This is a genomic window from Pseudomonas acericola (SeqCode), from assembly GCF_053456465.1.
In genome coordinates, this window is record NZ_JBRFJB010000003.1 from 515,467 (window position 1) to 530,441 (window position 14,975).

Annotated in this window: 12 protein-coding genes; 2 read left to right on the forward strand and 10 right to left on the reverse strand. The window is 63.6% G+C overall.

Features of this window, described 5'->3' with window-relative positions:
• Positions 1–109: 109 nt before the first annotated feature.
• Positions 110–1,597, forward strand: a complete 1,488-nt coding sequence (locus ACU688_RS14440; RefSeq protein ID WP_448185276.1) for an aldehyde dehydrogenase family protein — start codon at positions 110–112, stop codon at positions 1,595–1,597.
• Positions 1,598–1,641: 44 nt separating this feature from the next.
• Here the strand turns inward: ACU688_RS14440 and ACU688_RS14445 are convergent, their stop codons facing one another.
• From ACU688_RS14445 to ACU688_RS14485, 9 genes are all read right to left on the reverse strand, one after another.
• Positions 1,642–3,060, reverse strand: a complete 1,419-nt coding sequence (locus tag ACU688_RS14445) for an aldehyde dehydrogenase family protein (protein ID WP_448185277.1) — start codon at positions 3,058–3,060, stop codon at positions 1,642–1,644.
• A gap of 14 nt (positions 3,061–3,074) precedes the next feature.
• Entirely contained in the window at positions 3,075–4,382 is a 1,308-nt protein-coding gene (gene aptA, locus ACU688_RS14450; protein ID WP_448185278.1) for an omega-aminotransferase AptA, read from the reverse strand.
• Entirely contained in the window at positions 4,379–5,896 is a 1,518-nt protein-coding gene (locus ACU688_RS14455) for a serine hydrolase domain-containing protein (protein WP_448185279.1), read from the reverse strand. Before ACU688_RS14455 ends, aptA begins: the two co-directional genes overlap by 4 nt.
• A 67-nt stretch (positions 5,897–5,963) precedes the next feature.
• The gene (locus ACU688_RS14460; protein ID WP_448185280.1) at positions 5,964–7,244 is read right to left on the reverse strand and encodes an OprD family porin; all 1,281 of its coding nucleotides are present in this window, start codon (positions 7,242–7,244) and stop codon (positions 5,964–5,966) included.
• 128 nt (positions 7,245–7,372) lie between these two features.
• A complete protein-coding gene (locus ACU688_RS14465; protein WP_448185281.1) occupies positions 7,373–9,004 on the reverse strand; it encodes an ABC transporter ATP-binding protein in 1,632 nt (543 codons plus the stop codon).
• 2 nt (positions 9,005–9,006) lie between these two features.
• On the reverse strand, positions 9,007–9,876 hold the full coding sequence (locus tag ACU688_RS14470; protein WP_448185282.1) for an ABC transporter permease: 870 nt from the start codon (positions 9,874–9,876) through the stop codon (positions 9,007–9,009).
• Positions 9,873–10,814, reverse strand: a complete 942-nt coding sequence (locus ACU688_RS14475) for an ABC transporter permease (RefSeq protein ID WP_017529519.1) — start codon at positions 10,812–10,814, stop codon at positions 9,873–9,875. The genes ACU688_RS14470 and ACU688_RS14475 overlap by 4 nt, the downstream gene beginning before the upstream one ends.
• 11 nt (positions 10,815–10,825) lie before the next feature.
• Positions 10,826–12,394, reverse strand: a complete 1,569-nt coding sequence (locus ACU688_RS14480; protein WP_448185283.1) for an ABC transporter substrate-binding protein — start codon at positions 12,392–12,394, stop codon at positions 10,826–10,828.
• 126 nt (positions 12,395–12,520) lie between these two features.
• A complete protein-coding gene (locus ACU688_RS14485; RefSeq protein ID WP_448185284.1) occupies positions 12,521–13,387 on the reverse strand; it encodes an alpha/beta hydrolase in 867 nt (288 codons plus the stop codon).
• A gap of 131 nt (positions 13,388–13,518) precedes the next feature.
• Here ACU688_RS14485 and ACU688_RS14490 point away from each other — a divergent pair, with 131 nt between their 5' ends.
• Positions 13,519–14,397 carry a LysR family transcriptional regulator gene (locus ACU688_RS14490; protein WP_448185285.1) on the forward strand — a complete coding sequence of 293 codons (879 nt, stop codon included), beginning with the start codon at positions 13,519–13,521 and terminating at the stop codon, positions 14,395–14,397.
• Between the two features lie 9 nt (positions 14,398–14,406).
• Here the strand turns inward: ACU688_RS14490 and ACU688_RS14495 are convergent, their stop codons facing one another.
• Entirely contained in the window at positions 14,407–14,862 is a 456-nt protein-coding gene (locus ACU688_RS14495; RefSeq protein WP_448185286.1) for a hypothetical protein, read from the reverse strand.
• Between the last annotated feature and the right edge of the window lie 113 nt (positions 14,863–14,975).

Genomic DNA, 14,975 nt, shown 5'->3' on the forward strand with positions numbered 1-14,975 from the left:
GTGACACGCACAGTCAAGATAAACGCCAGCATCCAGCGTACTTTTCCGTGTAAAGGCCTGCGCCTAGAGCGCGGCACAGTCACCTGCTGGATTTTTGGAGCCTGCCCCCATGAGTGATATCCCACTGCTTCCCCGCGTCAGCCAGTTTCTCGGGCGTGATCACGGCCTTTACATCGATGGCGGCTATGTCGCCAGCAGCAGCCACGCCAAACTCAAGGTCATCAACCCGGCCAATGGCGAAGCCATCGCGCAAGTCAGCGATGCGGCCCAAAGCGATGTGGATCGTGCCGTCGAATCCGCCAACCGGGGTTTCAGGATCTGGTCCAACACCAGCCCGGCCGCCCGCGCGGCGGTGTTGTTCAAGCTTGCCGACCTGCTGGAGCAAAATCGCGAGGAACTGGCACAGATCGAAACCTGCCAATCCGGCAAGATCATTCACATCGCCCGCGCGTTCGAGGTCGACCAGGCCGCCCACTTCCTGCGCTACTACGCCGGCTGGGCGACCAAAATCACCGGCGAAACCATCACCCCGTCGCTGCCCTCCTTCGCCGGCGAACGCTACACCGCGTTTACCCTGCGCGAGCCCGTCGGCGTGGTGGTGGGTATTGTGCCGTGGAACTTCTCCACCATGATCGCCATCTGGAAACTGGCCTCGGCCCTGACCACCGGTTGCAGCGTGATCATCAAGCCGAGCGAATTCACCCCGCTGACGATCCTGCGCATCGCCGAACTGGCCAGCGAAGCCGGCCTGCCACCCGGCGCCTTGAACGTGGTGACAGGCAGCGGCGCTGTCGGCAAAGCGCTGATCGAACACCCGGGCACCGATAAAGTCTCCTTCACCGGCTCGGTGCCCACCGGGATTGCCGTGGGCAAAGGCGCGATGGACGCCAAGCTGACCCGCGCCACCCTGGAATTGGGCGGCAAGAACTCGGCGGCTTTCCTGCGCGACATCGACCTGGATAAAGCCGCCGACGGCATCATCGAGGCCGGCTTCCTGCACTCCGGCCAGATCTGCGCCGCCGCCGAGCGTTTTTTTGCCCACCGCTCGCAGATCGAACCCCTCATGGAAAAACTCGCCCAGCGCCTGGCCGCCCTGAAAATCGGCTCGCCCCTGGATGAAACCACCCAGTTCGGCCCTGTCACCAACAAACAGCATCAACAGAAACTTGCAGGCTTTTTTGATACGGCACGCGCGCAAAACAACAGGATTGTCTACGGCGGCAACCTGATCGACGGGCCTGGCTGCTACGTCGAGCCGACGATCATTCTTGCCAATGACGTCAACGACACCTTGCTCAACGAAGAAACCTTCGGCCCCATCGCGACGTTTTTCCCATACGACACCGAGGAAGAACTGCTGCACCTGATGAACAACACGCCCTACGGCCTCAGCGCCAGCCTGTGGACCAACGACCTGTCCAAGGCCCTGCGCCTGGTGCCGGACATTCAAGCGGGCACGGTATGGGTCAATATGCACACAATGCTCGACCCGGCGGTGCCGTTCGGCGGCATCAAGTCATCGGGGATCGGCCGCGAGTTCGGCGCGGCATTTATCGACGATTACACGGAACTGAAATCGGTGATGATTCGTTACTGAATTGAAGGTACGGCGGCTGATCATTCAGCCGCCCCGCCCTCCCCCTAGTACCCAAACAGCGACTTGCTCTCCAAGTACTCGTCAAACCCCAACTCGCCCCATTCACGGCCATTGCCCGACTGCTTGTAGCCGCCAAACGGCGCAGCCTGATCGGCCCGTGCGCCGTTGAGGTGGACCATGCCGGTGCGCAGTTGGCGCGCCACCGCGCGGCTGCGTTCCAGGCTCAATGAGGTGACGTAGCCCGACAAGCCATAAGGGCTGTCATTGGCGATGGCAATTGCTTCGGCTTCGCTGTCGTAGGGCATGATCGCCAGCACCGGGCCGAAGATTTCTTCCCGCGCCACCAACATGGGCGGCGTGACGTCGGCAAACACCGTCGGTTTCACGTAGTAACCGCGCTCAATCCCTTGGGGCCGGCCCAACCCGCCGGCGACCAAACGCGCCCCTTCGGCGATGGCTTCGGCGATCATCGCCTGGACCCGCTCGAACTGCATGGCGTTCGCCACCGGGCCGACGGCCGTGAGCGGGTTGCTGTCGTCATGACACACCTGGGCCAGCACTTCCTCGGCAATCGCGATCACCGCCGCTTGCTGCTGACGCGGCACCAGCAGACGCGTCGGCGCGTTGCACGACTGGCCGCTGTTGCGCATACAACCCAGCACCGCGTGGCGTACGGCACTCGGCAGGAATGCATCGTCGAGGAGGATATTCGCCGACTTGCCGCCCAACTCCTGGGACACGCGCTTCACCGTGTCCGCCGCCGCCTTGGCCACCGCGACGCCGGCGCGGGTCGAGCCGGTGAAGGACACCATGTCCACGTCAGCGTGGCTGGCCAGCGCCGCGCCCACACCAGGGCCGTCGCCATGGACGAGGTTGAACACACCCTGCGGCACTCCGGCCTCGTGCAGCACTTGCGCGATGATCTGCGCGGACAACGGCGCACGCTCACTGGGCTTGAGCACCATCGTGCAGCCCACCGCCAGCGCAGGCGCCAGCTTGCAGGTGAGTTGGTTGAGCGGCCAGTTCCACGGGGTGATCAGCGCGCACACGCCGATCGGCTCGCGCACCACCAGCGTGTTGCCCAGGCGCCGCTCGAAGCGGTAGTCGCGCAACACGTCCAGCGCCTGCACCAGATGGCCGAGGCCTGCCGGCACATGGGCGCTGCGCGCCAGGGACAGCGGCGCGCCCATCTCCAGGTGCACCGCTTCGATCAAGGCCTCGCTGTGGCGCTTGTACGCGTCGATGATGCCTTGCAGCAGGTCGATGCGCGTCTGCAACGACGTCGCTGCGAACCCCGGGAAGGCCCGCCGGGCGGCGCCGACAGCGCGGTCTACATCCGCGCCATCGCCGAGCATCACGCGGCCGATCACTTGCTCGGTGGACGGGTTTACCACCGCGTCGATATCGCTGCCATGGGGTTTTACCCAAGCACCGTCGATGTAGAACTCAAACAGATCCGACATGCCCCGCACTCCCTTCAAGCGACATGGTTCAAGGCGTCCGCCAAGGTATCGAACACCTGGGCGATCTCCTGCGGGCTGATCACCAGCGGCGGTGAAATCACGATGGTGTCGCCCGAGCCGCGCACCAGCACGCCGTGGTCGAAGCACCACTGCGCAACCTCACTGCCGCGTGCGCCGGCCGCACCGGGGCGCGGTTCCAGTTCCACGGCGCAAAGCAGGCCGAGGGTGCGCACATCCAGCACCGGGCCAATCCCGCGCAAGGCCAACGCCGCCGACTGCCACAGCCCGCTGACCGCGTTGACGTGCTGATTGATGCCCAGCTCGCGATGCACCTCGATGGTCGCCAACCCGGCCGCACACGCCAGCGGGTGCGCCGAATAGGTGTAGCCATGCATCAACTCGATCACGTTGGCCGGCCCGGCCATGAACGCTTCATACACCGCCGCGCTGACCAGCACGCCGCCCATGGGCACAGCGCCGTTGGTCAGGCCTTTGGCGGTGGTGATCAAGTCCGGGGTGACGCCAAAGGCTTGCGCGGCAAAGCTGTCGCCGACGCGACCGAAGCCGGTGATCACTTCGTCGAAAATCAGCAGCACGCCATGGCGCGTGCAGATCTCCCGCAGGCGCTGCAAATAGCCTTGGGGCGGCGGGTACACGCCACCGGAACCGGTCACCGGTTCGACGATCACGGCGGCGACGGTGCTGGGGTCCTGGATGTCGAGCAACTGCGTCAGCGCATCGGCATAACTGGCGCCGTGTTCAGGCTGACCGGCGCTGAAACGCATGCTCGCGTCGTACGGCAGCGGCAGGTGCGACACTTCCCCCAGCAACGGACCAAAGTCGCGTTTCTGCCGACCGATGCCGGACACCGACAGCCCGCCGAACCCCATGCCGTGATACCCCTTGGCCCGCCCGATCAGCTTGGTCCGGCGGCAATCGCCCCGCGCCTGGTGATACGCGCGGGCGATCTTCAACGCCGTGTCCACCGCCTCTGAACCGGAGTTGGTGAAAAACACCTGCTCCATGCCCGCTGGGCTGATCTCGATCAACCGCTCGGCCATCTCCAGCGCCTGGGGGTGGCTCATCTTGAACGACGAGACAAAGTCCAAGCGCCCCGCCGCTTCGCGAATCGCTTCGACGATCTTCGGCTGGCCATGCCCGGCATTCACGCACCACAGGCCGGCCATCGCATCCAGCACGCGGCGCCCATCGGTGGTGGTGTAGTGCATGCCGTCGGCACTGGCGAACATCATCGGTTGTTGCTGGAACTGGCGCATCGGGGTGAACGGTGCCCAGAAGGCCGGGTTGGAAGTCGTGGTCATAAGTGCTCCTGCAATACGGTGGTCTGATGGCCGATGAGCGTCGGGCGCTGCAACGGGCCGGCGTTAACGTTGACACTGCGGTCCACCGACAAGGTGCCGCCTTCGATCCGGCAAGTGACCTGGTCACAAAACGCCGTCTCGACAAACTGCCAGGTCATGTTCAGCACGCCGTCTTCACTCCAGCGCGCCTGCGCCACCACCGGGGTGATCTCCGGTTGGTATTGGTGGTGCAGATAGTGGCCGGTCATGCCTGTCTGGCTTTCGATGGCATCGACCAGCCCGGCACGAATGCAATGGGTGCCACGGGGGTCGGTGAGGTAGAAGTCGCAATAGTCAGGGCCGAACGCCAGGCGCACTTGGCTGACCTGGTCTTCATTGGCCTGCATCACAAACGTGCCGCTGAACTCCGCCTGGCGTGGCGAGCGCGATGCCCCCGTCAGGGACGGCCGCCGCTGGTTGGCCAACAGCCGCGCCAATTCGGCGTCCGCCGCGCCATCGGTGGGCACGCCCAGCGCCGGCAGCAGGTGTTCCCAGAGCAGGCTGTGCAAGCGCCGCTCGCCCAGGGGCAAGCCCGCCGTAAAGGCAATCACCGCGTTATGCCGGGGCAATACGATGCACTGCTGGCCGAACACGCCGGAGGCGTAATAACCGCCGTGCAAGGTCATCCACCACTGGTAGCCGTAGCCTTCGCGGCGGGTGACGGCGGCGTCGCTCGATTCATCGCGGCCCAGGTAACGCTTGCCGTCGAAGGCGCCCATCCACACATCATCGACGTGGCCACGGGTGGCTTCGGCCACCCACTCTGCGGACAACAGTTGCTGCCCGTCCCATTGGCCTTGCTGCAAATGCAGCACGCCAAACTTGAGCAAATCTTCGGTGCTGCAACTCAAGCCATTGCCACCGGTATTGAAGCCGCCGGGGGCCAGGTCCCACTCAATCGGGCCCATGCCCATGGGTTGGAAAATACGCGCGTTGCACAGCGCAAATGCCGTCTGGCCACTAACCACGCTGACGATGGCCGAGAGCATGAAGCTAGACGCACTGCTGTAGATAAACCGCTGCCCAGGCGCGTCTTCCACCGGTTCATTGAGGAACAACTTGACCCAACTGTCACTGCGCCCGCGCCACGCGCCACCGGAGATACCTTGGCGGTGCCCGGTGCGCATGGTCAGCAGATCGCGCACGGTCATGGCCGCCAGGTTGGCGCTGATGACGGCCGGGCAATCGGCAGGGAAATAGTCCACCACCTTGGCGTCCAGCGACAGCACGCCGTCATCCACCAACAACCCGACGGCCATCGACACCCAGCTCTTGGTCGCCGAATGCTGCACGTGCAGGCGCTCGGCGCGATACGGCGCCCAGAACGCCTCGGCCACCACCGCACCGTCGCGGTAGAGCATAAAACTGTGCAATTCCAGGCCCGCAGCATTCACCGCTTCGATGAAATCACTGACGCCCCGCGCCGATACACGTTGTTGACTGGGCAAGGCCCGGCGCAACGGCAAACTTGTCATCTGATCTATCCCCTCACTTGCATTGCTTGGGCGTGCAACAGGCTGCCCCTGTTGCACGCCATGACGGCTACCAGAGCGCCACGGTGTAACCCAGGATCAGCCGGTTTTCGTTGGTGTCACGGGCGAAGTTGCTGGTGGCGCTGGCGTTCTGCCAACGCAGCGACACATCCTTGAACGTGCCGCTCTGCACCACGTAGCCCAGGCTCAAGTCACGCTCCCACTCACGCCCTTCGCCCTTGAAGCCGATGACCTTGGCGTTGTCACCCTTGGCATACCGCGTCGAGAACAGCAGGCCCGGCAAGCCCAACGAGGCAAAGTCATAGTCGTAGCGGGCATGCCACACGCGCTCGCCCGTCTGGGAGAAGTTGGCCAGTTGGTACTCGGTGAACAGGTAGGTGTTGGTGCCGTCCACGTAGGTGAACGGTGTCGAACCGTACTGCGCCTGGTAACCGCCGCTGAGGTTGTGGCCGTACAGGCTGTAGCCGATGCGCGTGCTCAACGCACGGTTGTCCACCTTGCCGGCCAGGGCGGCGGCGTCTTCGCTGGCGTTGAAGTAGCGAATGTCGGTCTTGAACGTGCCGGGCCCCCACTTGAAGCTGTTTTTCACGCCCAGGTAGTGCTGCTGGTAGAGGCTTTCCAGTTGCGCGTATTGATAGGTCAGCGCGGTGTTCGGCGTGAGCTTGTACTCGCCGCCGGCGTAGCGGAATTCATCGCTTTTCGCGCTGCTTTTGTAGGCGCCGTACTGGCTGGTGAGGCCCATGTCTTCGTAGTGCGTGGAGTCGCGCTGCTTGACCTGGTCCAGTTGGCCGGCGCTCAGGGTCAGGTTGTCGATGTCCTTGGACGTGACGGCCGTACCGCTGAAACTCTGCGGGAACAGGCGGCTGAGATTGGGTTGCAGGGTCGGCAGGTCGGGCACCATGTAGCCCACGCGCAGCTCGCTTTTGGCCAGGCGCGCTTTGCCGGTGATCCCCAGTTTCGAGTAGTTGTCGTGTGCGCGGCGGGCATAACTCGGCGAGCCCGGTTCGGCCACGCTGGACCGTGCGAGCAGGCCGGTGCCGGAGTTGTCCGGGCTGGAATCGAGCTTCACGCCGAGCATGCCCACCGCGTCCAGGCCAAACCCTACCGTGCCTTCGGTAAACCCCGATTCGACGTTGAGAATAAAACCCTGCGCCCATTCGGCGCGCTTGTTCTGCCCGCTGTCTTCGCGGTAATCGCGATTGAAGTAATAGTTCTTCAATTCCAGCGCGGCCTTGCTGTCGGCGACAAAGTCGGCGTGGGCCAGCAAGGGCATAAACCCGGCGCCCATGACGCTGGCTCCGGTGACGACTTTAGTGATGCGGTTATTCATGTGCAGGTTCCTGGCAGACAGGTTGAGTGGGGTTGTTTTTGTTTTCTTCGGCCATGGCTTCGCCCGCCTCGTCAATCCGCGACTGACGAGGGATGAGGTGCAACACATGGCCTGGGGTGCAGCAGTACCTAAATCACACTGGCGCGCAGGCGATAACTGCCATCCGTACGTTTCTCCAAGGGGCTCGCCGCCGCCAGCAAGCGGCGGGTGTACGGGTGTTGCGGGCTGTCGAAGATCGTGTCGCGCGGGCCCATTTCCACGACCTCGCCCTGGTTCATCACCGCCACCCGATGGGCAATGCGTTCCACCGCCGAGAGGTCGTGGGAGATAAACAGGCAGGCGAAGCCGTATTGGCGTTGCAGGCGCTCGAACAGTTCGAGGATCTGCTTCTGGATGGTCATGTCCAACGCGGAAATCGGCTCGTCGGCGATCACCAGCTTGGGCCGCCGCACCAACGCCCGGCCAATCGCCACGCGCTGACGTTGGCCGCCCGACAGTTGGTGAGCGAAACGCTCGCGGAACTGCTCGGGCAAGCCCACGTCCACCAGGGTGTCGGTGACGCGCTGACGTTTTTGCGCGGCGCTCAGGGCCGGCTCATGGCGCAGCGGTTCGGCGAGGATGTGGCCGACGGTCATGCGCGGGTCGAGGGACGAATACGGGTCCTGGAAAATCATCTGGCATTGCAGGCGATGCACGCGGTTGGCGGCCTTGAGGATATCCACGCCCTGGAACAGGATTGCCCCGGCGCACGGGTTGACCAAGCCGACCACCGCCCGCCCGAGGGTGGTCTTGCCCGAGCCGCTGCCGCCGACCAGGGCCAGGGTTTCACCCGGGGCAATGCTCAGGTTCACCGAATGCACCACGCGCTTGGGCACGCTGCGCCCCCAAAAACTTCGGGGTCCCGGGTGTTCGATACACACATCGCGCACCTGCAACAACGCCGCGTCCGCCGCCGGCAATGGCACCAGCTCACCACGCCGGGGCAGTGCTTCGAGCAACTGGCGGGTGTATTCGGCCTTGGGCGCGAAGAGGATATCTTCGATACGCCCCTGCTCCACCGCCTTGCCCGCACGCATCACCACCACTTTGTGGGCGTAGCGCGCCACCAGCGACAGGTCATGGCTGATAAACAGAATCGCCGTGCCCTGCTCGCGGGTCAGCTCCAACATCAACTCGATCACGTCCAGTTGCGCCAGGCAGTCCAGCGCCGTGGTCGGTTCATCGGCGATCAACAGCGCCGGGCGCAGCAGCATCACCGAGGCGAGCATGATGCGTTGGCGCATGCCACCGGAGAACTGGTGCGGGTAGGACGCCAGGCACTTTTCCGCGTCCTTGATGCCGATGCGTTGCAGCATGGCGATGCAGCGCTCGCGGATCGTCGCCGCATCCAGTGCGGTGTGCAGCTTGAGCGCCTCACTCATCTGCCGGCCAATGGTCAGCGCCGGGTTGAGAGAGACCATCGGTTCCTGGAACACCATGCCGATCCGCGCGCCGCGCACCTCACGCATGGCCTTGGCATTGTTGCTGTCCAGCGGCTCGCCCTGGAAGGTGATGCGCCCGCCGCACACCTGCATCGGCGCCGGCAGCAAGCCAATCGCAGCGCGGGCGGCCATGGTCTTGCCACTGCCGGACTCGCCCACCAGCGCGACGATTTCGCCGGGAGCCAGGGTAAAACTGAAATCATCGACAGCCAGCGGGCCGTCCACACCGACGCGAATCTGTAGATTTTCAACGGCCAACAAAGGCACGGGTACGCTCATGCTCATTTCCTCATGCGCGGGTCGAGACGATCACGCAAGGCATCGCCGAACAGATTGATCGCCAGCAACGTCAGGCTGATAAAGATGCCCGGGAAGATCCCCAGCCACGGCGCATTGGAGATATAGGTGCGGCTCGCCGAGAGCATGCTGCCCCAGGTCGCGGCCGGTGGTGGTACGCCCAGGCCGAGGAAGCTCAGCGCGCTCTCCGAGAGCAAAGCCCAGCCGAACATGCTGGTGGCCAGCACACACAACGGCGCCAGGCAGTTGGGCGTGATGTGGCGGAACATGGTGTACAGCTCGGAGTTGCCGATCACCCGCGACGCCTCGATAAACTCCAGCTCGCGCAACGACAACACACTGCCGCGCACCACCCGCACCACCGACGGCGTGTAGGCAATACCGAGGGCGAGCACGATGCCGTACTGGCTGGCCCCGACAATCGCCATGATGCCCAGGGCCATGAGGATGCCGGGGAACGCGAGCAACGCATCGTTGAGCATCATCAGGATGCGGTCGGTCCAGCCGCGCAGGTAACCGGCGAGCATGCCGATCAGCGTGCCGCAGACCACCGCCACGCTGACCGACAGCAGGCTGATCCACAGGCTGGTGCGCGCGCCGATGATCAAGCGGCTGAACACATCCCGGCCGAATTCATCGGTGCCCAGCCAGTGCGCGGCATCTGGTGCGTGCAGGCGTGAGAGCAGGTCGAGCTTGAGCGGGTCGTACGGCGTCCACACCACACCGAGCAAGGCCAGCAACACCAGGGCTGCGAGCAAGCCGCCGCCAATCAGCGCATTCAGCGGTGGGTAGCGCCGACGTCGACGCGGCGTGATCGCCCCTACGCCGGGCAAGGCAGAAGTCTTCAGGTTCATAGCTTCACCCTTGGATCGAACAGCGGATACAGCAGGTCTACCAACAGGTTGACCAACACATAGATGCAGGTAATCAGCAGCAGGCAACCCTGCAACACCGGGTAGTCGCGGGAGAAGATTGCGTCGACCATCAGCCGGCCGATGCCGGGCAAGGTGAACACGGTTTCCAGCACCGCGATGCCGCCGAGCAGGTTGCCGAGGATCAGGCCGATCAGGGTCCAGGTCGGCGCGAAGGCATTGCGCAAGGCGTGTTTCCACAGCACCGCGCTCTCCGACAAGCCCTTGGCCCGGGCATGGGCGATGTATTCCAGACGCAGCACTTCAATGGTGCTGGCCCGGGCCATGCGGGCAATGGCGCCGAACTCCACCAGGGTCAGGGTGACGATGGGCAGCACCACATAGGTCAGCGCCTTCATCGGATCAGTGCCAAAGCCGACATAACCAATCACCGGCAACCAGCCCAGTTGAATGCCGAACACGTAGAGCAGCAACAAGCCCAGCCAGAAACTCGGCACCGACAGCAACAGCGTCGCCGTCGCCACCAGGCCCAGGTCCATTGCGCTGTTTTGCTTCCAGGCCGCGAGCAAGCCCACTGGCACAGCAAGCAACGTCGCCAGCAGCACCGCCACCAGCACCACCGTGGCGCTGACGCTGAAGCGCTCCACCAGCAAATCCAGGACCGGCTGGCGGCTGCTGATGGACACGCCGAGGTCGCCGCTGAGCACCGACTTGATCCAGATCAGGTACTGGGTCACCACCGAGTGGTCCAGCCCCAGGCTGCTGCGCATGTCGGCCAGGCTTTGCGGGTCGGCCATGTCGCCGAGCATCAGCAAAGCGGGGTCGCCGGGGATCAGGCGGATCAAGGCAAACACAATCACCGAGATCAGCAACAGGGTCGGCACTGCCATGCCGAGCCTGTGTGAGATGAATCGAAACATAGCGCTATGCCTTACTTGGAAGTGTCGGCCAGCTTCACGCCCCACAGGCGCGGCTTGGCAACAGGCCAGGAACGGTAACCTTCAACGCGCTTGCCCATGGCGCCGATGGCGGTGCCGTTGTAGACGACCACCATCGGTACATCCTTGAGCATCAGCGTGTGCAGTTGGTCGAACAGGGGCCGGCGCTTGGCGGGGTCCACTTCGCGCTGGGCCTCGCGCAGGATCGCCAGGGCCTCGGGGTTGTCCCAGACTTTGCGCGGTTCCTTGTCCTTGTCGCCGATCACCGACTCGTAGCTTTGCGCGGCGTCGAAACGCCCCGAGTAGGAGAACGCCATCATCTGGTAGCTGCCGGTCTGGTAGCGCTCCAACTGGGTGCCCCACTCCAGGGTTTCCATCTCGATATTCAAGCCAGCCGCCTGGACCATGGCTTGGCTCAGCAGGCCGAGGTCAAACATCTGCGGGTAGCGCTTGTTGACCAGCATGCGGATTTTTTCACCGCTGTAGCCGGCCTCTTTCAACAGGCGCCGGGCCTCGTCGAGGTTGTAGGTGTAGCCCTGGTGCGCGGTGGCGTCGTAGTAAGGACTGGCGGTGGGAATTACCGAGTTGTTGACCACCGACAAACCGTCGGACAGCGCCGCGACCATCTGCGCGTAATCCAGGGACAACGCCACCGCACGGCGGATGCGCACATCCTTGAGCAACGGGTCGCGGGTCTGGAACAGCAGGCCGCTGATGGTCATGATCGGGCTGACTTGCACTTGCAGGTTCTTGACCTGCTTGAGTTGCGCAGCGTCCATCGCCGTGACATCCGGCAGCAGGTCCACGCCACCCGACAGCAGTGCGGCCTTGGCCGAGGCGGAATCGGGGATCACTTCAAAGCGCACCTTGTCGACAAACGCCTGCTTGTTGCCGGTGTAGCCGTCCGGCGTGGCCTCGGCCCGTGGGCTGTAGTCCTTGAAGCGGTCAAGTTCGACGTACTGGCCCTTCTGCCATTTGCCCAGGGTGAACGGCCCGGTCCCAATCGGTGCGCGCCAGCTGCCATCGGCGGCCAGGGAGTCTGGGTGCAAGATGCCGCTGCCGGCACAGTCCGGGCGGGCCATGGCGGCGAGGAACAAGCCGTTGGCCTGGTCCAGGGTGAACACCACGGTTTGTGCGTCGGGGGCGGCGACATCGACGATCTTGGCCGCACCGCGACCGTCGAACTCCGCCAGGCAACGCCACTGGGTCTTGGGGTCGAGGTAACGCTGCCAGGTCCATTGCACGTCCTTGGCGGTCAGCACCTGGCCATTCTGGAAGTGCACGCCATCGCGCAGGGTAAAGGTGTAGCGCAGGCCATCCGGCGACACGGCGACCGAACTGGCGAGCATCGGCGCGATGCTGGTGTCTTCGCGGTACGCCACCAGGCCTTCGACGATGTGCATCATCACTGCGTCGGTGTTGTCGTCGCGGTTGACGCCCGGGTCGGTGCTGCGGATATCACCGTTGAGGCCAACGCTGATGACCTTGTCTTGGGCGACGGCCATGGAAAACGTGCACGCCGATAGCGCGACGGCCAGCGCCGTCTTTACGTAGTTATTCACGGGAGAAAGACTCCTTGAAGAAATATTCCGGTCGTTGGCGTGGGCCAAGGCAGGACCGGCATCAGAATGAGTGAATCCTTGGTTATTGTTATACGGTCTGTTCTGAGTGCAGCGTGCAGCGGTGAATCAGCCCAGGCTGCGCTTGCGGCGCAACACCTTGGCGAAAAAGTCCTGGGCCGCCGGCATGGCCTTGATGCCCTGGTGCGCGACGTTGGGCAGCAGGTCGAGCTGCACCTGTACGCCAGCGGCTTCGAAGCTGGCCTTCAAACTGGCCAGGCGTTCCGGGCGCGTGCGCCCCGCCGTGTTGGCGCCGGCCATGTAGTGCTTGCCGCCTTCGCGGTGAGTGATTTCCCAGGTTTCCAGGTCGGCCTCGCCCACCACCATGTGCACCGGCAACTGCTGCAAGGCCGCCAGGTTCAGCGGCTTGCCAAAGCGCGCGGCAAAGTCGCGCACGCCGACCCACCAGTCCTGGTCGGCATCCAGCAAGGTCACCGAGCCCGGCGCGCCGATGGAGGCGGCCCAGAGTTTTTCCGGGTGCAGGTAGCAGAAGCGATGGGTGAATTGCCCGCCACCGGAATAGCCGAACAGTGCGAACGTATCGAAGCTGCGGCCGTAGCGCTGGCCGACGTTGGCGATCATGTCGAGCAGGATTTGGTCGTAGCGGATATCGCCCTCGACCATCTGCTTGTAGCCATCGCCATTGCCATCCCCCAGCACACCGACTGGGAACAGGGGCGACAGGATCACACAATCGTTCCAGCGGCCAAACTCCGCGAAGCCGTTGCGGTAGATCTCCATGGCGCGGGTCGAGCCGTGCAGCGACACCACCAGGTCGATGGGCCGGCTGGCGTCTTCGATGGTTTCCGGTACGTAGAGGGTGTAGGCAAAACGGCTGTCCTGGGCGTGGGAATACACCGTGGTCGCGCCGAGGTGGTAGACGTTCTTGGCAGCGCGCAGGGCTGCGTCTTCAGGGTTGGTATCAAGATTGCTCATGGGGGAAATTCGCCGAGTCAGTTCGGATTTGAGTATTGGCCGGGCGCTATAAAAAGAAAAACTAATTAAACTTTAGCCTGAGTAAACAAAACCTTTACGATGCAGCCACACCCACGACCACGGGCCCTCCCATGAGCAGCATTCGCTTCTTCAAGACCTTTATCGCCGTCGCCGAGTACGGCAGCTTTGCCGCTGCCGCCGACCGCGTGGCCCTCACCAATGCCGCCGTCGGCCAGCAAATGCGCGCCCTCGAAGAAGAGATGCGCCGCCCGCTGTTCGACCGCAGCCAGCGGCAGATCAAGCTCAGCCGCGATGGCGTGCTGTTGCTGCCCAAGGCCAAGCGCCTGCTGGCGGACTACGAGCAGATGATCGCCGAAGCGCCCGATGGCGAGGCCATGGAGGGTGAGGTGTCGATTGGCGGGATTACTTCGGGCATGGGCCTGCTCGCCAATTGCCTGGTGCAACTGAAAAAGCTGCACCCGCGCATCTCGGTGAACCTGATGACTGCGCGCTCCGACGAAGTGGCCAATCTGGTACAGGCCGGCAAGCTCGACGCCGCGTTGCTGATCGAGACGGCACGGCAAAACTTCGATGGCTTGAGCTGGACCCTGCTCTACAACGAACCCATCGTCATGCTCGCCAATGCCACGCAGACCGCCGGGATCAACGACGCGGTGGAGTTGCTGCGCACCCAGCCCTTCATTCGTTACGACCGCTCCACCGCCGTGGGCCGCAAGGTGCAGTCGATCATCAAGAGTGAGTCGGTGGAGCCGCTGGAGATCCTGGAGCTGAACTCGATCATCGGCATCGCCGATCTGGTGCGCCAGCAAGTCGGCGTGGCAATCGTGCCGTTGCTGAAGAACTTTGACTGGCACAAAGACCCCAGCCTGCGCGTACTGCCGCTGCCGGGCGACTTGGCGGTACGGCGGGTGGGGATTCTGGAGCAAGGCACCAAAAGTGCGATTACCGGAGAGATTCGCAAGCTGCTGATGGCTGCCGTGGCGAAGTGAGGCGTGGCGTCAGGCCGTGGTGCTGACCAACGTGCCCGAGGTGTCTCCGCCTTCAGCCGTGACCGCTTGCAACAACGCTGCCGTGGCGGTCTGCAATGCCGCCGAGGTAGCGCTCACCTGGGATTGCGCCGCCGCGACCGCTGCCATCTTGGCCTCATCGCTCTGCTTGCTGGACTGGGCTTTCTGCACCGCTTGCTGCTGTTCTTGCAGCTGCTTTTGCAGTTCTTCGATCTGTTTTTTCAGCGCCTTGACGGTATCGGACTCTTCCGAGGTCGAGGTGGTTGCCGCGCCTGCGCCTGCGCCACCGGCCTTTTTGCTGTCGGTGCCGGCGCTGGTGGTGGTGCTGGTGGTGGTGCTGGAGGCTTCGGTAGTGGTGGTGTCCGTCGCCGTGGTGTTAGTGCTGCTGGCACTGCTCACCGTGGGTGTGGTTGCTGCGCTGGGGGTGCTGGCGATAGTGACGTTCATGGCAAGTTCTCGATTGCAGTTGGCGAACTTTATACGCCGCGTAGCCATCATTACGCCAGCTTCACCGGGCTAAACTTGGTATCAAAAAAGCTATAATATGCCGCGCTCGGTGA